This is a genomic window from Leifsonia sp. 563 (genome assembly GCF_040545055.1).
In the GTDB taxonomy this organism is placed as follows: domain Bacteria; phylum Actinomycetota; class Actinomycetes; order Actinomycetales; family Microbacteriaceae; genus Leifsonia.
On sequence record NZ_JBEPLE010000001.1, the window covers coordinates 572,280 to 592,404 of the forward strand.

Sequence of the window (20,125 nt, forward strand, 5' to 3'; positions counted from 1 at the left end):
GACGGCCCTAGGCGGTCGCCGGGCGCGGCTTGATCGCGGGCGAACGCTTCGGCTTCGTCGCCGGCGGCTCGGAGTCGACGCCGCCGTCCACCGCGCCCGCGTCGATCGGGGCCTTGGGGAACGGGATGGGCGGGACGTCCGAGATCGGGCGCTTGTCGCTGGAGAGCCACTGCGGGCGCTCGGGCAGCTTCTTCACGTCGGCGAAGATCTCGGCGATCTGGTTGTGGTCGAGGGTCTCGTGCTCGAGAAGCGCGGCGGCCAGGCGGTCGAGGACCGCGCGGTTGTCGTTGAGCACCTCCCACGCCTCGTCGTGCGCCTTCTCGATGAGGGCGCGCACCTCGGCGTCGACACGCTCGGCGATCCGCTCGGAGTAGTCGCGCTGGTGGCCCATGTCACGGCCGAGGAACATCTCGCCGTTCGCCTGGCCCAGCTTGACCGATCCGATGTCGGCGCTCATGCCGTACTCGGTGACCATCTTGCGGGCGATGGAGGTCGCCTTCTCGATGTCGTTCGAGGCGCCGGTGGTCGGGTCGTGGAACACGATCTCCTCGGCGACGCGGCCGCCCATGGCGTACGCGAGCTGGTCGAGGAGCTCGTTGCGGGTGACCGAGTACTTGTCCTCCAGCGGGAGCACCATCGTGTATCCGAGGGCGCGGCCGCGGGGCAGGATGGTGATCTTCGTCACGGGGTCGGTGTGGCGCATCGCCGCGGCGGCGAGCGCGTGTCCGCCCTCGTGGTACGCCGTGATGAGCTTCTCCTGGTCCTTCATGACCCGGGTGCGCTTCTGCGGACCGGCGATGACGCGATCCACGGCCTCGTCGAGCGCGCGGTTGTCGATCAGCTGCGCGTTCGAGCGTGCGGTGAGCAGTGCGGCCTCGTTGAGGACGTTGGCCAGGTCGGCTCCGGTGAAGCCCGGCGTCTTGCGGGCGAGCACCTCGAGGTCGACCGACGCCGCCAGCGGCTTGCCGCGACCGTGCACCTCGAGGATCTTCTTCCGGCCAAGCATGTCGGGCGCATCCACGCCGATCTGGCGGTCGAAGCGGCCCGGACGCAGGAGTGCGGGGTCGAGGATGTCGGGACGGTTGGTCGCCGCGATCAGGATGACGTTGGTCTTCGGGTCGAAGCCGTCCATCTCCACCAGGAGCTGGTTCAGCGTCTGCTCGCGCTCGTCGTGCCCACCGCCGAGGCCGGCGCCGCGGTGACGGCCGACCGCGTCGATCTCGTCGATGAAGATGATGGCGGGCGAGTTCTCCTTCGCCTGCTGGAACAGGTCGCGGACACGGCTGGCGCCGACACCGACGAACATCTCGACGAAGTCCGAACCGGAGATCGAGTAGAAGGGCACACCGGCCTCACCCGCGACGGCGCGGGCGAGCAGGGTCTTGCCCGTACCGGGAGGGCCGTACAGCAGCACACCCTTCGGGATACGGGCGCCGACGGCCTGGAACTTGGCCGGCTCCTTCAGGAAGTCCTTGATCTCCTGCAGCTCTTCGATGGCCTCGTCCGACCCGGCGACGTCGTCGAAGGTGACCTTCGGCGTCTCCTTGGTCACGAGCTTCGCGCGCGACTTGCCGAACTGCATGACCTTGTTCCCGCCGCCCTGCATGCCGGAGATCATGATCCAGAAGAACACGCCGATGAGGAGAGCCGGGATGAGGAAGCCGAGGATGTTGACGAACCAGTTCGGCTGCGGGACCTCGTCGTCGTAGCCCTTGGGGAGGTTCGCGTCGTCGACCGCCTTCACGACATCCTCGCCGCGGGGGGTGACGTAGTAGAACTGCACCTGGTTGCCCAGGTTGCCGTCCGGCTCCTTGAGCGTCAGGTCGACACGGTTCTCACCGTCGACGATCTTCGCGCTCGACACCTTGTCCTGGGAGAGGTACTCCAGGCCCTTCTGCGTCGACACGCTCTTGAAGCCCGACATCGTGATCAGGCTCGAGCCGATCCAGACGATGATGATCGCCAGCACGACGTACAGGATCGGGCCGCGGAAGATCTTCTTGACGTTCATGGTGCGACCACAGTACCGCCTGGGCGCTGTGGGTCGGCTGCGTGTTCGCTCTGGGCGGTCTGCGCGCGGGCCGCTGCCGTCAGCTGTAGACGGCGGGCGCCAGGATGCCGACGCCGCGCAGGGTGCGGTAGCGCTCGTCGTAGTCGAGGCCGTAGCCGACCACGAACTGGTTCGGGATGTCGAATCCGACGTACTTGACGTCGATCTCGACGCGCGCCGCCTCCGGCTTGCGGAGCAGCGTGAAGATCTCGATGGACTCGGGACCGCGGCTGCGCAGGTTCGACAGCAGCCACGAGAGCGTGAGGCCCGAGTCGATGATGTCCTCGACGATCAGGACGGTCTTGCCGCTCAGGTCTGTGTCGAGGTCTTTGAGGATGCGCACGACGCCGCTGGACTGCGTGCCGCTGCCGTAGGAGCTGACGGCCATCCAGTCCATCGTCACGGGCATGCGGAGCTCACGGGACAGGTCGGCCATCACCATGACCGCGCCCTTCAGGACGCCGATCAGCAGGACGTCCTTGCCGGCGTAGTCCCGCTCCACCTCCCGCGCCAGCTCGGCGATGCGGGAGCGGATCTGCTCCTCGGTGATCAGAATCTCGGTCAGGTCGTTCTGAACGTCCGTGAGTTCCATGGGGGAGGCGCTGTCCTTACGTGGTGGGGTGAAACGTGAGCAGCCCGTTCTGCCTGACCACTCTAACGCCTGGCAGGTCGACCGGCCCCTGCCCGTGCCAGTCGGTGATGAGGGCCGCGACCGCCAGAGTGTGAGCACGTGTGAGGGACACCCCGAACTCCGCGGAGACGACCAGCCGGATGATCCGCTGGCGGAGCGCCGCCGGGTCCGCCGCCAGCCCGCGGACGTCGAGCGCGACCGCGCCGTCGTCGGTCTGGCTGACCAGCTCGAGCGCCCACTCCAGCGCCAGGCCGTCGAGCGCCTCGTCGTCCTCGCGCAGCTGCTCGGCGGTCCGCGCCAGGGCTTCGGCCACGCCGGGGCCGAGCTCCCGCTCCATCACCGGGAGGACCTCCGCGCGTACGCGCACGCGCGTGTAGGAGGGGTCGTCGTTGTGCGGGTCGTCCCAGGGCTCCAGGCGGCTGTCGGCGCAGAACCCACGCGTCTCGCTGCGGCGGAGACCGAGGAACGGGCGCAGCAGGCGGCCGGTGTCGGGCAGCATCCCCTGCAGGCTCGACGGACCAGAACCGCGCGCGAGACCGAGCAGGACCGTCTCGGCCTGGTCATCGAGAGTGTGGGCGAGCAGGATGCGCTCAGCGCGGGTCGCGGCCATCGCCCGGTCGAACGCGGCGTGGCGGGCAGCGCGTGCCGCCCCCTCCGGGCCGCCCTCCCGCTCCACGGCGACCCGTTCGACCAGCACCGGCTCGAGGCCGAGGGCCGTCGCCTGCTCCGCTGCCCGCGCGGCCACCGCATCCGAACCCGGCTGGAGGCCGTGGTCGACGATCACGGCGCCGGCGCGGAAGCCGTTCCTCGGCGCCTCGAAGGCGGTCGCGGCGGCGAGCGCGAGCGAGTCCGCTCCCCCGCTCAGACCCACGAGCACGAGGGCTCCCGGTCGTAGGGGCGCCGGCCGCTCGGGGCCGTGGTCGTCGTGCTGATCGACCTCCGGCAAGGCCGCCGCCGCGGCGAGCGCAGTGCGGACGGCGCGGCGCGCGTCGGCGATCGGCGGGGTCAGGCGCGGGCGGCGCTGCGGGTCGGGCGAGGCCTGCCCGGCCTCCGATCCGTCGAGGTGCATCCAGTAACGTTAGTGCAGGTTTTGCCGAGAGCTAAGGAGTACGGAATGGCCGAATACGACGTCGTCATCGAGATCCCGAAGGGGAGCCGCAACAAGTACGAGGTGGATCACGAGACGGGTCGCGTGTACCTCGACCGCGTGCTGTTCACCAGCTTCGTCTACCCGACCGACTACGGCTTCTTCGAGAACACGCTGGGCGACGACGGCGACCCGCTGGATGCCCTGGTGCTGCTCGAGTACCCGCTGTTCCCGGGCGTCGGCGTGAAGGTCCGCCCGGTGGGCGTCCTCAACATGAGCGACGAAGCGGGCGGCGACGCGAAGGTCATCGCGGTGCCGTACAAGGACCCGCGCTGGCAGCACATCCAGGACGTCGCCGACATCCCGGAGCAGACCCGCAAGGAGATCGAGCACTTCTTCGCCCGCTACAAGGACCTCGAGCCGGGCAAGTTCGTGAACATCGACGGCTGGGGCGACGCCGCGGAGGCCGACGGCCTCATCCAGAAGGCCATCGCCAAGCTCGCCGCCGAGGGCCACTGACCTCCGACCCCCGTCGAGTACACAAAAACTGCACGCCGTCCGGCCGGATGGCGTGCAGTTTTTGCGTACTCGACGGTGGGGGTTCGGGAGCTAGGCGCTAGGACGGGCCACGAGGCGCCAGGGGGAACCCCAGACGGACTGGACCTTGACGACGTCGCCCTCGGTCGGAGCAGCGATCATCATGCCGCCGCCGATGTAGATGCCGACGTGGTAGAAGTCGCCGGGACCGTCCCCCCAGAAGATCAGGTCGCCCGCCTGCTTGGCGCTGTACGAGACCAGCTGACCCCTGTCGGCGGCCGTGTAGTACTGGTTGTTCACGGAGTGGGATCCGATGTAGACGCCGGCGTAGGCATACGCCTTCATCGTCAGTCCGGAGCAGTCGTATCCGGTGGGACCCTCGCCGCCGAAGATGTACGGCTTGCCGAGCTGGGCGCGGGCGTATGCGATCGCGGTGTCGACGACGTTGCCGTTGGGCGCGGCCGGAGCCGCTCCCCCACCGCCGCCCGCCGGCGCTGCACCACCCGATGAGGGCTGGTTCGCTGCCGCCGCGGCCGCTGCCGCCGCGGCAGCAGCGGCAGCAGCCCGCCGTGCGGCCTCCTGCTGAGCCTTGATCTGCTCGCCCTGCAGGTACGCGGCCTCTGTCTGCGCCGAGGTGTTCTTGAGCGTCGCGAGCTGGGCGACGAGCTCGGTCGACTTCTGCTGCTGGGTGGCGAGGGCCGCTTGCGCCTTCGCCTGCGCATCCTGGGCCGCAGCCAGAGCCTTGTCGGCTTCGTCGGCCAGCGATTCGCGCTCCGTCTTGGCCGACTTCGCCTGAGCGGTCAGCGCGTCGGCGGTGTTCTTGTCCTTCGTCGCCTGCTCGTAGACGGCCTTCGACTGCTCGGTGAGCTTGCTCATCGTCCCGAGCTGGAACAGGAGCTTGTCAGCGGCGTCGCCGGACCCGCCGCCCTTGAGCATGAGGTCCGTGGTGACGTCGCCGCCGCCGGACTTCGCCAGGTGCGACGCCAGAAGACCGGCGCGCATCTTGGAGGTCTTGGCCTTCTCGGCCGCGGCTCCCGCCTGCTTCTCCAGGTCGGCGGCCTTGGCGGTCGCCGCGTCGAGGGCGTCCTTGGCCTGGAAGTAGGCCTCCGCCGCCTTCTCCGAGGCGATGCGGGCCGCATCCACACTCGACTGGAGGTTGCCGATCAGCGACGTGATGTTGTCGATCATCGCCTGCTGGTTGGCCACGTTGTTCTTGGCCTGCTGGACGTCGTTCCACGACGGGTAGTCGACCGCCTGCGCTGGGGCGACGATGCCGATGGATGCCGTGACCGCGCCCATGACCCCCGCGCCGATGGCGAGGCCGGGGCGGACGCGGCTGCTCTTCTCGTTCTCGTTAGCCAAGGGGTGCCTGCCGATCTCTCATGAACGGGATCCCATCGATCTTCTCGCCGCCGATGCGGACCTCGTAGTGGAGGTGGCAGCCGGTGGAGGCGCCGGTGGTGCCGACGCGGGCGATGGGCTGGCCGGCGCCGACCTGCTGGCCGATGCCGACGAGGATGCCGCCGTTGCGGATGTGGGCGTAGCCCGTCTGGATGCCCCCGCCGTTGTCGATGAGGACGAAGTTGCCGTACGAGCCGTTCGGTCCGGCGTAGACGACGGTGCCGTCGTGGGCCGCGTAGATGGGCGCGTTGCACGAGGCGCCGATGTCGATGCCCAGGTGGTAGGTGCTGCCGACACCGCCCGGCGAGGGGCGTGCGCCGAAGCCGTCGGTGATCGGGCCGGCGGCGGGCACGGCCCAGCCCTGGGGTCCGACGTAACCGCCCGGGAGGCCGCCCGAGCCGCGAGCTGCGGCAGCAGCGGCGGCCGCCGCGACACCGGCTTCGTAGCCGGCGACGGTCTTGGCGGTCGCGTCCTTCAGCGCCGCGAGCTGCGCCTGCATGACGACGATCTGCTTCTGCTGCTCGGCGAGCTTGTCCTGCGCCGCCTTCGCCGCCTCGATCGCCGCCTGCATCGCCGCCTCGGCGACGACGCGGAGGCGCTCGCGGTCGGCCTTGGCTACGACCGCCTGGTCGGACAGCGACTTCGCCGTGTTCTGCGCGGCCTTGGCGTCGGCGTAGACCTTGTTGGACTGCTCCACCAGCTTCGACATGCTGCCGAGGTCGGAGAGGAGCTGCTCCGGGCTCTTGGAGGTGGCGTTGTTGCCGGAGAGGAACAGGTTGGCGGTCAGATTCCGGCCACCGGTGCGGTAGAGCTGGGCGGCAAGCTTGCCCGCCTGGGCGCTCGCGTCATCCGCCTTCTTCTGGCTGGCCGCCGCCTGAGACTCGAGATCGAGGGCCTTCATGGCCGCCTGATCGAAGTTCGCCTGGGCGACCTCGAGCTCCTCGCCGCGCTTCACCGCGGCCGCCTGAGTGTCGGCCACCTCCTGCTTGAGCTGGGCGATGAGACCGTTGATGCGGTTGACCTGCGCGGAAGCGGCGGACTCGTTGGCCTTCGCGGCCTGGACGTCCTGCCAACTGGGGTAGTTGTCCGCGTACGCCGGGGCGGAGACGGCGCCGACCGAGGCCACCACGCCGACGATCAGGGCCGCCATCGCGCGCGTCGCGCGGGCACCGATGACCGCCCGGCGGCGTGAACCGCGGGTGGTCGGGGGAACCGTTCGGCTGGTCGTTTCGCGTCTCATGGTGTTTCTCGGCCCGCTCACTTCTGCGTCGACGTCCGTCACGCGAGTCACACGTGCCCCACTGTCAACATGCGTCACTCTATCAACATGGCGATTTTCCGGCCTGGTCGGAGGCCGGAACGATGGGGGTCGGCGTGCGTCCGCACGAGCGGCCGGGGGGGCCGCCTGGGTCGCAGACTATGTCGCGTCTCCGCCCCGTCCCCGGATTTCGCAATGGCGTTGCGCGAACCGGCAACGGGCCGCCGGGCGCCGACCCGCCCGGGATCCGAACCCGATTCGCATTCTCTGTCGCACTTCCGTATGCTTATGCGTCGGTGGTCATCGGAAAGCGGAAGCAATTCGAGACAATCCGGCCCCATCGTTTAGCGGCCTAGGACGCCGCCCTTTCACGGCGGTAGCACGGGTTCGAATCCCGTTGGGGTCACGCCGAACGGTGTCCACTAGTATTAATCAGCACCAGATAACTCAAAAAGCAACACACTAAGGCCCTGTAGCGCAGTTGGTTAGCGTGCCGCCCTGTCACGGCGGAGGTCGCGGGTTCAAGTCCCGTCAGGGTCGCCACGGCGACAAGCCCTTCCACTAGGAAGGGCTTCCGTCTAGGTGGATGCGCGAGCATCCCCTGGCTCTGTAGCTCAGTTGGTAGAGCGTTCGACTGAAAATCGAAAGGTCACCGGATCGATGCCGGTCGGAGCCACCAGAGAAAACCCCCGGATCCTTGAGGATGCCGGGGTTTTTCACTAGATAGGACGGAGTCGCGTCCGCGACCGCATCACGTGCGTGCGTCGTCGGTTACCGCGCAAGATCGCCCGCATAGTCGGCCAGGTTGGCGAAATCCGGCTGGCTTCTCTCGTCCTCCACCGCTGCCGCTCCCACCGCGCACGCTATCCCCAGGGCGTGTTCCGGCTCGACACCGGCGGTCAACGAGAGCGCAAGGGCAGCGCAGAAGGCATCACCGGCCCCGACCGTATTCACGGGCTCGGCGCGCACGGCCGGTACGCGAACCACCAGTGATCCGTTCTCGTAGAGCGCGGCGCCGTCTCCGCCGTAGGTGACGGCCACGCGTTGCGCGTCGGCCAGCTCAGGCATGAGCGCGAATTCGGACTCGTTGACGATGAACAGATCTGCGCGACGGACCAGCTCAGCGGGAAGCGCCTGCGCAGGAGCCGCATTGACCACCAAGAAGGCAGCGGTCGAACGTGCCAGTTCGCACACCAGCCCGGTGTCGACCTCGAGCTGGGTCAGGACGACCTCGTCGTCCGCGATGCGGAGACCGTTGAGAGACACCTCACTGTTCGCCCCCGGGCAGACGACGATCTGGTTCTCCCCGTGCCGATCGACAGCGATCAGCGCCGTGCCCGTCGGCTCGTCGACGATGCGTACGGCGGACACATCGACCCCGGCAGTTCGCAGCTCATCCAGCATCCACCGCCCGTCCGCGTCATCCCCGACGGCACCGACCATCCGGACACGCGCGCCGAGGCGGCTTGCCGCGGCAGCCTGGTTCGCCCCTTTACCTCCTGCGTCTCGATGCAGGGCAGCGTTCCCGACGGTCTCCCCCGCGGTGGGGAGGCGGTCGGCGATGGCGGTGAGGTCGACGTTGATACTGCCGACGACGACAACATCACGGAGGTCGTGCACAGAGGTGGCCTTTCGTCCTGCACGCCACGGGGGCGCTGGATTGGATGCTAGTGAGTATCTCGCCTCCCACTGTCTCGAGCCACGTCGCTTCGGCCGGAGACCGTGGGTGGCGAGTAGCCAGGCCCACCCGATCGGGTCCATGATGCCGGGGTGACGAGGCGGGATGAACCGATCGGTCGCGGGTCATGAATCCGGCGGCTCGCCGCGTGCAGCGCGTCTACCTGACCTTGATGCTCGGCAACACGTTGGCGGCGTCATTCATCTGGGGGATCAACACCCTCTTCCTGCTCGACGCCGGGCTCTCGAACTTCGAGGCGTTCGCCGCGAACGCGTTCTTCACCGCCGGGATGGTGATCTTCGAGATCCCGACGGGCGTCGTCGCCGACACGGTCGGGCGCAAGGCGTCCTATCTGCTGGGCACGATCACGCTGTCGGTGACCACCGGTCTGTACTGGATGCTGTGGCTCTGGCACGCGCCGTTCGTCTGGTGGGCGATCGTGTCGGCGCTGCTCGGTCTCGGCTTCACGTTCTTCTCGGGCGCGGTGGACGCCTGGCTCGTCGACGCCCTGGCGTTCGCCAAGTACACCGGGAGCCTGGAGGCCGTGTTCGGCCGCGGCCTGGTCGTCACGGGGATCTCGATGTTCGCCGGGTCGGTTCTCGGCGGGATCATCGCTCAGGCGACGAATCTCGGCGTGCCCTTCCTGCTGCGAGCCGGGGTGCTGGTCGTCATGCTGGTGTTCGCCGCCATCGTGATGAAAGACCTCGGCTTCACACCCGACCACTCGATGGGCCCGGTCGCGGCGACCAGGAACGTGCTGAAGCAGTCGATCGATCACGGGCTGCGCAAACGGTCGGTGCGCTGGGTGATCCTGTCCGCGCCGTTCGCCTCCGGCGTCGGCATCTACGCCTTCTACGCTCTGCAGCCGTACCTGCTGGAACTCTACGGCGACAAGACCGCGTACTCGATCGCCGGGCTCGCCGCCGCTATCCTGTCGCTTGCGCAGGTCGCGGGCGGGGTGCTCGCCCCGCGCATCCGCCGTCTGTTCGCGAAGCGCACGACGACGGTCATCGGGGCATCTCTGACGAGCATCGTGATCCTCGTGGCGCTGGGGGTGACCAGCCTCTTCTGGCTCGCCGTCGCCCTGCTGGTGATCTGGGGTTTCGTGTTCGCGGTGGCCGGCCCGGTTCGCCAGGCCTACCTGAACGACATGATCCCCTCGAAGCAGCGCGCGACCGTGCTGTCGTTCGACTCGCTGTTCGGCAGCCTCGGCGGGGTGTTCATCCAACCGGCGCTCGGACGCGCGGCCGACCTCTGGGGCTACGGCACGTCGCTCGTCATCGGCGGAGCGGTCGAGCTGATCGGCATCCCGTTCCTGTTCGCCAGCCGGCGCCAGAACGACCCGGCGGACACCAAGACGGTTCAGACGGACCCGGAACCGGTCGAGCCGGGGACCGCGGCACCCGATCCTGGCACCTCCGGCCCGCGGCCATCCTGAGCTCTGCGTGCGGCCAGCTCGCGATCCTGCTTCTCGTCGGCTCCCGTGATGACCCAGTAGACGACCGCGAGCGCGAGGATGCCGATGACCGGCGTCAGGAAGGTCGCGAACGGCACGCCGAGCGGCGCGTGCCCGACCGCGAACACCGACACATCCCAGAGCCCGTGCAACAGCATGGCCCAGATCAGGGATCCCGTCACCCGCCGCACGATGTAGAACGCCGTGCCGGAGGCGAAGGCGAGACCGACCTGCGCGACTGTGCCGCCGAGCGGGGCTCCCAGCGCCGCGTTGACGAGATGCATCACCCCGAACAGGACGCTGGACAGGAACCAGGCCCACCCCTCGCGCAGCCGCGAGCGGAACGCTGTGAGCACGAGGCCGCGTGTCATCAGCTCCTCGTTGAAGCCCACCAGGACACCGAGTGCGACGAGAGCGAGGAGGAAGGAGGCGTCGAACTTCGACCAGTCCGTCGTGAGGATGTTCACCAGTGCCACGACCGCCATCAGGATCGGGACGAAGACGGGCCAGACATGACGAGAAGGTTTGCGCTCGAACAGCGCCGGCCTCCACCAGCCCAGCAAGGACGTGGTGACCGCGAGCAAGAGTGCGGCGACGGCCAGGTCGACGACCGCGCCCCTCCATGTCTCGCCGGCGGAGGCACCGATCCTGGTGTAGGGCACACCCATCAGAGCGCTGACGACGAAGACCACGACGACGTAGCCGGCCCAGATCAGGAACCCCATCCACAGCCGAGGCTGGATTCGCATGCGTTCTTACCTTTCCCCAGGGGATGAGAACAGCCGAAAGTGGTGTGAAGAGCCCCCGCGCGGATCCGGATGTCCGGCCCGGGTGTTAGACATCTTTCTTGGCTAGCAATCGCCTGTCAACGCCATCCTCGGGATGCTGCGGGTCTCGTCGGCCCGGGGAAGTGACTGGGCTTCGTCAGGGAGACGGCGTCGGAGTCGTGCTCGGAGCCTGTTGCGCCTGCTCGGCCTGCGCGAGCGCCTTGTCGAAGGCGCTGATCGTTGCGGCATTCACCGTTCCGGTCGCCTCGACTCCGAGCTTCGTCTGGAACGCCTGCAGGGCCTCCGTGAGCGCGGGAGTCCAGACGCCGTCGATCGGGCCGCTCCAGAAGCCCGCGAGCTTCAGCGTCTGCTGGAGGGCGGCGGTGCTGGCCGTGTTCGTCTGCGCGGCGGCGCCACCGAGGGCGAGGAGCGTGGCATCCAGCGCCGCCGCAGTCGCCTTGTCGACCGTGCCCGTCACCGGCAGGCCGCTCACGGTCTGGAGCTCTTCGACGGCCGCGACGGTCTGCGGACCGTATACGCCGTCGATCGCGCCCGAGTAGTAGCCGGCGGCGGCGAGACTCTGCTGCAGTTCGGTCACGTAGTGGCTGACGGCCGCGGAGGCCTCCTGGGCCTGAGCGTCGGGAATGCAGCCGGCCTGCGAGAACAGCTGCAGCCAGGAGAACTCGAGAGCGACCGCCGCACTGTTGAACTGCTCCGAAGCGGCCGCGAGGGTGGTCTGGTCCGTGATGGCGGACTGAGCGGCGGCGAACTCCGCGTCGGCCTGCTTCACACGATCGACGGTCGCGCTGGGGACGAGCGGGGTCGCGTTCGGCTGCGGAGTCGCATCGCTCTCCGGGGTGCCGGAGGACTCCCCTCGCGCCTGGTCGAGGGCGGTTCGGGCGGCGACGAGCTCCTGTTCGGCCGTCGCGAGCTCCTGGTGAGCCTCGACGGCCGCTTCCGCGCCATCGAACGCGGAGGATCTCGGCTTGGCCAGATCGGAGCCCGCATCCTTCACGTCGCCCACAGTCGGAGCGGTCTGCGTGAGGATGTCGCCGTACCGGTCGAGAGCTTCGATGTACGTCTTACTCGCCTGGCAGAACTCCTGCGAAGCCGCATCCGCCGCCGACCGTGCTTCCTTCACCGCCTTCTCTTTCGCGGTGACCTGCGCCTGAGCACGATCGACAGGGCTCACTTCGCCCGAACATCCCGAAAATGCGAACGCCGCGACGGCGACGAGCGCACCCACCGCCACTCGCACCCGCAGGGGACGCCGGTCGCTGTGCTGCCTCGGCTCGTTCACCATCGCGCGATCCTCTGCTCCCTGTTCGCGGCGCCCCGTCCACGTTGGCGTGGCCGGCCAGCCACACGGTAGCTGCGGCCGAGGACGCGTGGATATACAGCGAGCTGGAGAGGCGATCCTGGTTCGAGTCACGGGCCGATCGTGATTGCTAGCATCATCGCGACGAAGGAGTTGCCCATGTACACGTCGACCTTCATCTTCGAGGCGAAGCCCTACGACGACGACTTCCACCGGCTGAACGACGAGATCGCGGAGCGCGCCCGCGCCATCCCCGGCTTCCTCGGCGAGGAGGCGTGGAGCAACCAGGAGACCGGTCTGCACGCGGAGGTCTACTACTGGGAGACGCGCGAGGCGCTGCAGCGGCTGATCGGCATGGACACGCACCGCGAGGCCAAGCGGCTGCACGATCGGTGGATCGGCGCCTACCGCATCGTCATCGCCGAGGTCGTCGGCACCTACGGTCAGCCCGGCCTGGGTCTGGAGCACGTGCCGGCTGCGAGTTCTGACGCAGCGTGAGGGGACGCCGGCCGCTCACGTCCCGGATCACACCTGCGCAGGCGCGCCGCTGGTGACGATCGGCGCGTCGTTCCTCGGCGGTCTGATCCTGATCGTCGGGCTGCAGATCCCGTGGCTCAACATCCTGGTCTGGGTCGGGATGGTGTCCTTCGGGCTCGGCGCACAGCTCCTCGAGTTCCGTCGGCAGCGTCCCTGGGACTCGACCACACGGTCAGGCGCCGAGCAGCACCAAGAGGTGGTAGACCACGTAGGCCGGCCAGACGATCGCCTGCAGCAGCCCTAGGACGACGCCCCAGAACGAGCCGTCGGACACCGAGATGAAATAGATCGCCGCGCCGATGTACGCGAGCAGGAAGAAGAACCCCCACGGCCCGTCCCGCACGATCGTCCTCGCGTTCGTCCCGTCAGCCATGTCGCTCTCCCGCCTGCGTCGTCGTGGCCACATCCTCAGGGGCGAGCGGGGGCTCGGGAAGGGTCTTTCGACCTCCGGCGCCTGATACGCCGGTCCCGTCGCCGGAAACCGTGGGTGTCCGCCGACACACGCGCAGGGCTAGCATGCGGCCACCGGGAGCACGGGAGGTGCAGCCATGGCGGGACGCTGGGGTGCGGTGACGGTCCTGGGGGCGGCGCAGTTCGTCATGGTGCTCGACAGCACGGTCATGAACGTGTCCATCTCGACGGTGGTGGCGGACCTCGACACGACCATCGCCGCCATGCAGACGGCGATCACCTTCTACACGCTGACGATGGCGGCGTTCATGCTCCTCGGAGCGAAGCTCGGTGATGTCTGGGGCCGCAAGCGCGCGCTCATCATCGGATCGATCGTGTACGCCATCGGTTCGCTGACGACGGCGCTCAGCCCGAACATCGTCGTACTGTTCCTCGGCTGGTCGATCGTCGAAGGACTCGGCGCCGTGCTGGTCATCCCCGCGATCGCGGCGCTGATCGCCGACAACTACCAGGGGCACGCCCGGGTCACCGCGTTCGCCGTGATCGGGGCGTCGTCGGGAGCGGCCGTCGCCGCGGGTCCGCTCATCGGCGGCTTCCTGACCACCTACGCGAGCTGGCGGTACGTCTTCGCCGGCGAGGTCGTCATCATGGCCGTCGTCCTGCTGTTCAGCTTCCTCGTCGGCGATCACGGGATGCGATCGCGCATCCGCATCGACATCCTCTCCGTCCTGCTCTCCGCCGCCGGTCTGGTGCTCATCGTCTACGCCCTGCTGCAGACCAAGAGCTGGGGCTGGATCCTCGCCGGGGCGGGAGCGCCGTACACGCTGCTCGGGCTGTCGCCGGTGCCGTATCTTGTGGCGGCGGGCTGCGTCCTGCTGTGGCTGTTCTTCGTACGGCAGCGCCGGCTCGTGGCCAGCGGCCGGCCCCCGCTGCTCGATGTGTCGCTGCTGCGGATCTCGCAGCTGCGCGCGGGCGTCGGCAGTCTCGCGATCCAGTACACCGTCACGGCCGGGCTCTTCTTCATCGTTCCGATCTACCTGCAGCTGACCCTGGGGCTGGATGCGCTCGAGACCGGGATCCGCGTGTTCCCGCTCTCGATCTCCCTCGTCCTCTTCTCGGTCCTCGGCACGATGTTCTCGAAACGGTTCTCGCCGCGCCTGATCGCGCGCATCGGCCAACTGACGCTGGTGGTGGCCAGCCTCATCCTGCTCGGCTCGGTGGATGTGGAGCTCAACAACTGGCTCTTCGCCACCGGGATGTTCATCGCTGGGGCCGCGCTCGGCCTGCTCGCCTCCCAGCTCGGCAACGTGACGATGTCGGCGGTCGGGCCCACCCAGCTGAGCGAGGCCGGCGGCATCCAGGGCGTCTTCCAGAACCTGGGCTCGTCGCTCGGCACAGCGCTGATCGGGTCGGTCATGATCGCGTCGCTCTCGAGCGTGTTCGCCGGGGCGGTGGCCGAGAGCACGCTGCCCGACGACGTCAAGAGCACGGTGCAGGAGCGCACCCAGGAGGGCATCACCCCGGTCGCCGTCGCGGACGTGCCGAAGATCGCGTCGGACGCCGGGCTCGGCGACGACGACGCGAAAGCCCTGGCCGGGCTGTACGAGACGTCGCAGCTGCGGTCGCTCGAACTGTCGTTCGCGGCGCTCGCCCTGGTGTCGTGCGGCGCGCTGTTCTTCTCGCGCAACCTGCCTCGCGAGATCGTCGGCGGGTCGCCCGAGCCCACGCCGTCGCGGCCCGAACGGCGGTCGGCCCGCCGCACCTGAGACGCGCGCTGGTTCTATGGCAGGACGATGTGGAAGTCCGGGTCGCCTGGCTGCAGGACTGCCGTCAGCTGCTGCAGCACCCCGGCATCGCCCTCCAGCGACATGCTCGCCGGCGACGGATTGCCGCCCAGCAGCGCCAGGAAGTCCGGCTTGGTGATCGTCAAACGCAGCGGCACGTCTCCCGGCGCACGGCGTTCGACATGGATGAGCACGCCGTTCGTCAGCGTCAGGTGGAAGGTGCGGCCGAGGTCGCTGAAGACGACCTCCAGTGACAGGTCCAGATCCCACGCACGCGGGCCGTCGACGGTGACGGCGATCGAGTCGAAGATCTGCTCGGGCGTCAGCTCGGCGAGCACGGCCGGGGCGTTCGCGGCGGTCGGGGTTCCGAAGTTGCCCTCCCGCAGTTCGGTGGCGCCCGAGAGGAAGAAGTTGCGCCAGGTCGCGTTCTCCGAGCCGTAGGCGAGCTGCTCCAGGGCGTCGGCGTAGAGGGACTTCGCGTCCGTGCTGTCCGGATCGGCGAACACGGCGTGGTCGAGCAGGGTGGCCGCCCAGCGGAAGTCGCCATCGTTGTAGGCCGCCCGTGCCAGCTCGACGACGCGGTCTACGCCGCCGAGTGCCGTCACGTACCGCTCGGCGAGCGCCTGTGGTGGATGCGGCCAGAGCCGCGCCGGATTGCCGTCGAACCAGCCGAGGTAGCGCTGCGCGATCGCCTTGACGTTGTGCGAGACCGACCCGTAGTAGCCGCGCGTGCTCCACTCCCGCTCCAGCGCCGGCGGCAGCGTCAGCTCCTCCGCGATCTCGGTGCCGGTCAGCCCCCTGTTCAGCAGCCGGAGGGTCTGGTCGTGCAGGTACCCGTACAGATCGCGCTGGACGCGCAGGAAGGCGACCAGCTCCTCCCGCCCCCAGGTGGGCCAGTGGTGGGAAGTGAACAGCACGTCGGCGCGGTCGCCGTAGCGTTCGATCGCCTCGGTGAGGTATTCCGACCACACGTGCGGGTCGCGCACGAGGGCACCGCGGAGCGTCAGCAGGTTGTGGAGGTTGTGGGTCGCGTTCTCGGCCATGCACAGCGCGCTGTAGCGCGGGATGAAGAAGTGCATCTCCGCGGGAGCCTCGGTGTTCGGGGCCAGCTGGAACTCGAACTCCACCCCGTCGAAGGTGAGCTTCTCGCCGGTCTCGGCGACGTCGATCGTCGGCACGAGCAGGGTCGTCTCACCCGTCGACAGGGTCAGGCCGAGGCCTGCGCCGACCTGACCGGAGGGTCCACGGTCCAGGGCGGCGCCGTACATGTAGCCGGCCCTCCGCGCCATCGCCGTGCCCGCGTAGACGTTCTCCGAGATGGAGTGCTCGATGAACCCGGCCGGGGCGACGATCTCGACGCGGCCGTCATCCACCTCCTCCGCGCTGACGATGCCGAGCACGCCGCCGAAGTGGTCCAGGTGGCTGTGCGTGAAGATCACCGCGACGATCGGGCGGTCGCCGCGGTGCCGCCGGTAGAGTCCGAGGGCGGCTGCTCCGGTCTCCTTCGTGAGAAGCGGATCGACGACGATGACGCCGGAGTCCCCCTCGATGAACGACATCACGGACAGATCCAGCCCGCGCACCTGGTAGAGGCCCTCCGTCACCTCGAACAGGCCGTTCTTCAGCACGAGCTTCCCCTGGCGCCAAAGGCTCGGGTGAACCGTGAGCGGCGCATCCCCGTCGAGGAAGCCGAAGGTGGAGGTGTCCCAGACGACCGCGCCGGACGCGTCGCGGATGGCCGGGTCGTCCAGGGTGCCGAGGAAGCCGCGCTCGGCCGCCGCGAAGTCCGCGTCGTCGGAGAACGGGAGCGCTGCGCTCGCTGCCCGGTGGGCCTCTCGGATGGACGGAGCCGGATCGTTCTGCTGCATGCTGCATCCCCTCGTCGCGGTGGTGTCGGGCAGATCATCCACCGCCGCACAGGTCCGCGGCTAGACGCGACCGCTGGTGCGCACCGACTACGCGGGCGGCGCGCCGGGCTCGACGATCGCGCGCTCCAGCCGGCGGACGACCTCCAGGTAGTCTGCCGTCCAGATGATGCGGACGGCCGTCGCGGCCCCGGCGGTCGAATGGTCGAGCTCGCCGAGCACCGCCGAGGCGAGGGAGCGGTCGGCGGCGGGATCCGGGGGCGCCGGCGTCGGCAGATCAGCGCGGGCGGTGAGGGCGGAGGCCAGGGCGCGGTACCACTCCTCCAGGCGGTCGACCTGCCCGTCGAGGGTCGTGTGAGCGGCGGCCGCGCTGGGAGCGGCCGCCACGTCGGACGCCTGACCGCGCCACAACTCCAGGATGGCGTCGGCGGCGAGCCGGATGCCGGCGACGCCGGTGACGGTCGCCGACACCTCAGCGAGCGGGCGCTGCTTGGCACCGCGCTCCGTCAGATAGGTGCGGAAGGCATCGTCCAGCCGACGGGATGCCGCGGCGGCCCGCAGCGACTGTTGGCGCGGCTCGGCGCCGCGCGGTGTCGCCGGGTCGCAGCGCGCCAGCCCGAACTCGACGGCGGCACGGAGATAGTCGATGCCGGCCAGATACGCATCCCCGACGGCCGTGCGCAGCGACGCGGAGGCGCCGCGCGGCCAGAACAGGGCGCCGACGACGAGGCTGACGGCACAGCCGAGGGCGATGTCCTCGATCCGGATGAGACCGACCGTCCATCCCGTCGGCGCGATGACGTTGAACAGCAGGACGAGGACGACCGTGAACGCGGCCTGACCGGCGGCGAACGAGATCGCCGCGGGGGCGACGCCCGCGACGAGGATGGCCACGGGGAGCACCAGCCAGAGCGCGACGGGGTTGTCGCCGATGACGAAGAGGGCGGCCGCACCGATGATGACGCCGACGACCGTGCCGAGCACGCCGCGCAGGGCGGTCTGCCCGGTGTTGAGGGCGCTCGAGCGCAGCACGGACATCGTTCCGAGCACCACCCAGAACGAGTGCTGCACGCCCGTCGCCTTAGCGAGCAGGACGGCGAGGCCGAGCCCGATCGCACCGCGGATGCTGTTGCGCAGCCACACCGAGTTCCAGCCGACGAACCCGGTCGCCCGCTCCGTCGCCGCCGCCAGCGGACCGTTCAGATCACCGGGCTGACGACCCAGCATCCGCTGCCACCAGGTGCGTCGCTCCGCCCGCGCTGTCAGGGCGATGTTGCCCGCCACGGTCTCGACGGCGTAGGCGAGCTCCTGCGCGCGGAACCCGGGGTCGAGGGCGGCCACGAAGCGCTCGGCCTGCTCGTCGGAGGCGGCGGTCCGCCCCACCGGGGAGACGGCGAGCGTCGTCTGCTCCACGGCCGCCCGCTCGACCGCGAGACGGTCGAGCGCCGACTCCAGTGCTGCGGGATCCGCGGCGTGCTGGGCGAGAACGAGCGCGCCCTCCTCGAGCACATCGGCCGCGGCCGCCCCCAGCCGCGCTGCCGCAGCCGTCGCCGAGCGCGGGCCGACGGCATCCACCTCGTCGCGTGGCGCGGCACGGTGGCGGACCATCTGGCCGATCACCGCATTCAGCCAGTTCAGCTCGTCGACCAGCCGTACGACGGTCCGCGCCGGCGCGCTCAGCCCGGTCGGGCGGTACGGGGTGGCCAGGAAGACGCTCTGCAGTGTTCCGACCGCGGCCTCTCCCGCCGCAGCGGTCCGCTCGCGCAGGGCGGCGATCTCGGCGGCATCCCCCATCGCGGGGAGCTCGGCCCGGATGCGTGCGGCGAGCGCGCGGGACGCCTCGACGGCGGGGAGGCGCAGCGGCTCGCGTGCGGGCGCCGGCCAGAGGAGGGTGATCGCGACGAGGCCGACGGCCGCGGCGACGCCCCAGCCGAGCAGCCGCGGGCCGATGTCGGCCACCGTCCCCGGCAGGGTGACGGGCAGCACGAAGGAGAGGAGAAGGGAGGTGCCGGCCGACGCGATGACGGAGCTCACCGAACCGGCGAACAGCACGACGAGGGCGACCACGGCCATCGCGAGCGCGGACAGCCAGATCGGCGAGGAGGCGAGCGTTCCCAGGCAGACGAGCACCGCTCCCGTGACGGCGAGCGCTGCGTGCGCCTGCACCCGCTCGCGCAGCGGACCGCCGAAGTCGACGAAGAGCAGCATGGCGAACGCGCCGAACGCGCCGAACAGTGCGACCTCGGGGTTGCCGATGACCCGGCTGCCGAGCAGGAACAGCAGGGGCACCGCGATGGCCGCGCGCGCCGCGCGACGCAGCGCGCTGAAGCCCGGATCGTGGCGTCGGAGCCAGGACGTCACCCGCACGCGGTCTCCTCCCTCGGCCACACCCTACTCGGCACCTCTCTCCGTCGCCCACCCCACACCCCCCACCGTCGAGTCCGCAAACTTTGCACACGCCGCGCCGGGCGAGCGTGCAAAGTTTGCGGACTCGACGGTGGGGGGTGTGGGCGCGCGGGGGTGGTGTGGTAGAAAGGCAACCGGGAGGTTGCTTATTATGGTGGATGTGGAGCGCAGCATCGTGGTGCGGGCGACGCAGGAGCGGGTGTGGGCGGCCATCGTCGACTCCAGGGAGTTCGGGACGTGGTTCGGCGCGGAGTTCGACGGGCCGTTCGAGGTCGGCCGGACGACGACCGGACGGATCGTCCCGACGACGGTCGACGCCGAGGTCGCCGCCGCACAGGAGCCGCACCGCGGATCCCCGATCACGGCCGAGGTCATCGCCATCGAGCCGCCGACGCGGTTCGCCTTCCGCTGGCAGCCGGCGCCGGGATCCGACGTGCTGACGACCGTCGAGTTCCGCCTGGCGACCGAGGGCGACGGCGTCCGCGTCACCATCACGGAGGACGGATTCGGGGTACTGCCCGAGGACGTCCGCGATCAGACGCGCGAGAACAACGACGGCGGCTGGGAGGCGCAGACCCGGCTGCTCAGTACGTATCTGGAACGCCCGTGATCGCGACGCTCGACGCCGCAGCGCCGGTGTTCGCCGCCCTCGGCGATCCCACCCGGCTGGGGTTGGTGCTCGCCCTCGGCGAGACGGGCCCGAGGACGGCGGCGCGGCTCGCGGCCGAACGCCCGGTGACACGGCAGGCGGTCGAGAAGCACCTCGCGGTGCTGGACGCTGCAGGCCTGGTGCACAGTGAGCGCCGCGGGCGGGAACGGCTCTGGCGGGTCGACCCGGTCGCGCTCGCGTCGGCCGGCGAGTTGCTGCAGCAGGCATCGGCACGGTGGGATGCGGCGCTGGGGCGGCTGCGCATCCACGTCGAGGGGTGACCCCGGAGG

The 20,125-nt window shown here is 69.6% G+C and carries 17 protein-coding genes and 3 tRNA genes; 9 read left to right on the top strand and 11 right to left on the bottom strand.

Going from position 1 to position 20,125, the window contains the following annotated elements; genetic code table 11:
• Positions 1-7 precede the first annotated feature (7 nt).
• The 3 genes from ftsH to tilS form a co-directional block, all read right to left on the bottom strand.
• Positions 8-2,011, bottom strand: a complete 2,004-nt coding sequence (gene ftsH, locus ABIC47_RS02850) for an ATP-dependent zinc metalloprotease FtsH (protein WP_018192130.1) — start codon at positions 2,009-2,011, stop codon at positions 8-10.
• 79 nt (positions 2,012-2,090) lie between these two features.
• On the bottom strand, positions 2,091-2,642 hold the full coding sequence (gene hpt / locus ABIC47_RS02855; protein ID WP_018192131.1) for a hypoxanthine phosphoribosyltransferase: 552 nt from the start codon (positions 2,640-2,642) through the stop codon (positions 2,091-2,093).
• A 16-nt stretch (positions 2,643-2,658) separates the two neighbouring features.
• A complete protein-coding gene (gene tilS / locus ABIC47_RS02860) occupies positions 2,659-3,750 on the bottom strand; it encodes a tRNA lysidine(34) synthetase TilS (RefSeq protein ID WP_354476946.1) in 1,092 nt (363 codons plus the stop codon).
• A 45-nt stretch (positions 3,751-3,795) separates the two neighbouring features.
• Between tilS and ABIC47_RS02865 the strand changes: the two genes are divergently transcribed.
• Positions 3,796-4,287: an inorganic diphosphatase gene (locus tag ABIC47_RS02865; RefSeq protein ID WP_354476949.1), complete on the top strand. Its 492-nt coding sequence runs from the start codon at positions 3,796-3,798 to the stop codon at positions 4,285-4,287.
• 90 nt (positions 4,288-4,377) lie between these two features.
• Here ABIC47_RS02865 and ABIC47_RS02870 read toward each other — a convergent pair whose 3' ends face one another.
• Positions 4,378-5,667, bottom strand: coding sequence for a C40 family peptidase (locus ABIC47_RS02870; protein ID WP_354476952.1), 1,290 nt, complete (start codon positions 5,665-5,667; stop codon positions 4,378-4,380).
• A complete protein-coding gene (locus ABIC47_RS02875; RefSeq protein WP_354476955.1) occupies positions 5,660-6,946 on the bottom strand; it encodes a peptidoglycan DD-metalloendopeptidase family protein in 1,287 nt (428 codons plus the stop codon). The genes ABIC47_RS02870 and ABIC47_RS02875 overlap by 8 nt, the downstream gene beginning before the upstream one ends.
• A gap of 351 nt (positions 6,947-7,297) precedes the next feature.
• Between ABIC47_RS02875 and ABIC47_RS02880 the strand changes: the two genes are divergently transcribed.
• From ABIC47_RS02880 to ABIC47_RS02890, 3 genes are all read left to right on the top strand, one after another.
• Positions 7,298-7,370, top strand: a tRNA-Glu gene (locus tag ABIC47_RS02880).
• Between the two features lie 60 nt (positions 7,371-7,430).
• Positions 7,431-7,507 (top strand) — tRNA-Asp (locus ABIC47_RS02885).
• 60 nt (positions 7,508-7,567) lie between these two features.
• A tRNA-Phe gene (locus tag ABIC47_RS02890) sits at positions 7,568-7,643 on the top strand.
• A 92-nt stretch (positions 7,644-7,735) separates the two neighbouring features.
• Here ABIC47_RS02890 and ABIC47_RS02895 read toward each other — a convergent pair.
• Positions 7,736-8,584 (bottom strand): ribokinase, encoded by an 849-nt coding sequence (locus ABIC47_RS02895; RefSeq protein WP_502910209.1) that lies wholly within the window; start codon positions 8,582-8,584, stop codon positions 7,736-7,738.
• 185 nt (positions 8,585-8,769) lie between these two features.
• On the opposite strand from ABIC47_RS02895, the gene ABIC47_RS02900 reads away from it, so the two are divergent.
• Positions 8,770-10,080, top strand: a complete 1,311-nt coding sequence (locus tag ABIC47_RS02900) for an MFS transporter (RefSeq protein ID WP_354476961.1) — start codon at positions 8,770-8,772, stop codon at positions 10,078-10,080.
• Here the strand turns inward: ABIC47_RS02900 and ABIC47_RS02905 are convergent.
• Together ABIC47_RS02905 and ABIC47_RS02910 are read right to left on the bottom strand one after the other, a co-directional pair.
• Positions 10,005-10,847 (bottom strand): CPBP family intramembrane glutamic endopeptidase, encoded by an 843-nt coding sequence (locus tag ABIC47_RS02905; RefSeq protein ID WP_354476964.1) that lies wholly within the window; start codon positions 10,845-10,847, stop codon positions 10,005-10,007. The two genes, ABIC47_RS02900 and ABIC47_RS02905, sit on opposite strands and share 76 nt — an antisense overlap.
• A gap of 175 nt (positions 10,848-11,022) precedes the next feature.
• Positions 11,023-12,168 carry a peptidoglycan-binding domain-containing protein gene (locus ABIC47_RS02910; protein ID WP_354476967.1) on the bottom strand — a complete coding sequence of 382 codons (1,146 nt, stop codon included), beginning with the start codon at positions 12,166-12,168 and terminating at the stop codon, positions 11,023-11,025.
• Between the two features lie 174 nt (positions 12,169-12,342).
• Here ABIC47_RS02910 and ABIC47_RS02915 point away from each other — a divergent pair, with 174 nt between their 5' ends.
• Positions 12,343-12,681 (top strand): antibiotic biosynthesis monooxygenase family protein, encoded by a 339-nt coding sequence (locus ABIC47_RS02915; RefSeq protein ID WP_354476970.1) that lies wholly within the window; start codon positions 12,343-12,345, stop codon positions 12,679-12,681.
• Positions 12,682-12,892: 211 nt separating this feature from the next.
• On the opposite strand, the gene ABIC47_RS02920 is transcribed toward ABIC47_RS02915, so the two are convergent.
• Positions 12,893-13,093: a hypothetical protein gene (locus tag ABIC47_RS02920; RefSeq protein ID WP_089877642.1), complete on the bottom strand. Its 201-nt coding sequence runs from the start codon at positions 13,091-13,093 to the stop codon at positions 12,893-12,895.
• 175 nt (positions 13,094-13,268) lie between these two features.
• On the opposite strand from ABIC47_RS02920, the gene ABIC47_RS02925 reads away from it, so the two are divergent.
• Positions 13,269-14,897 (top strand): MFS transporter, encoded by a 1,629-nt coding sequence (locus ABIC47_RS02925; RefSeq protein WP_354476973.1) that lies wholly within the window; start codon positions 13,269-13,271, stop codon positions 14,895-14,897.
• 14 nt (positions 14,898-14,911) lie between these two features.
• On the opposite strand, the gene ABIC47_RS02930 is transcribed toward ABIC47_RS02925, so the two are convergent.
• Positions 14,912-16,783, bottom strand: a complete 1,872-nt coding sequence (locus tag ABIC47_RS02930) for an alkyl/aryl-sulfatase (RefSeq protein WP_354476976.1) — start codon at positions 16,781-16,783, stop codon at positions 14,912-14,914.
• An 87-nt stretch (positions 16,784-16,870) separates the two neighbouring features.
• On the bottom strand, positions 16,871-19,141 hold the full coding sequence (locus ABIC47_RS02935) for an FUSC family protein (RefSeq protein ID WP_354476979.1): 2,271 nt from the start codon (positions 19,139-19,141) through the stop codon (positions 16,871-16,873).
• 196 nt (positions 19,142-19,337) lie between these two features.
• On the opposite strand from ABIC47_RS02935, the gene ABIC47_RS02940 reads away from it, so the two are divergent.
• Both ABIC47_RS02940 and ABIC47_RS02945 read left to right on the top strand, forming a co-directional pair.
• Positions 19,338-19,796 (top strand): SRPBCC domain-containing protein, encoded by a 459-nt coding sequence (locus tag ABIC47_RS02940; RefSeq protein ID WP_354476982.1) that lies wholly within the window; start codon positions 19,338-19,340, stop codon positions 19,794-19,796.
• On the top strand, positions 19,793-20,116 hold the full coding sequence (locus ABIC47_RS02945; RefSeq protein ID WP_354476985.1) for an ArsR/SmtB family transcription factor: 324 nt from the start codon (positions 19,793-19,795) through the stop codon (positions 20,114-20,116). Before ABIC47_RS02940 ends, ABIC47_RS02945 begins: the two co-directional genes overlap by 4 nt.
• The last annotated feature ends 9 nt before the right edge of the window (positions 20,117-20,125 follow it).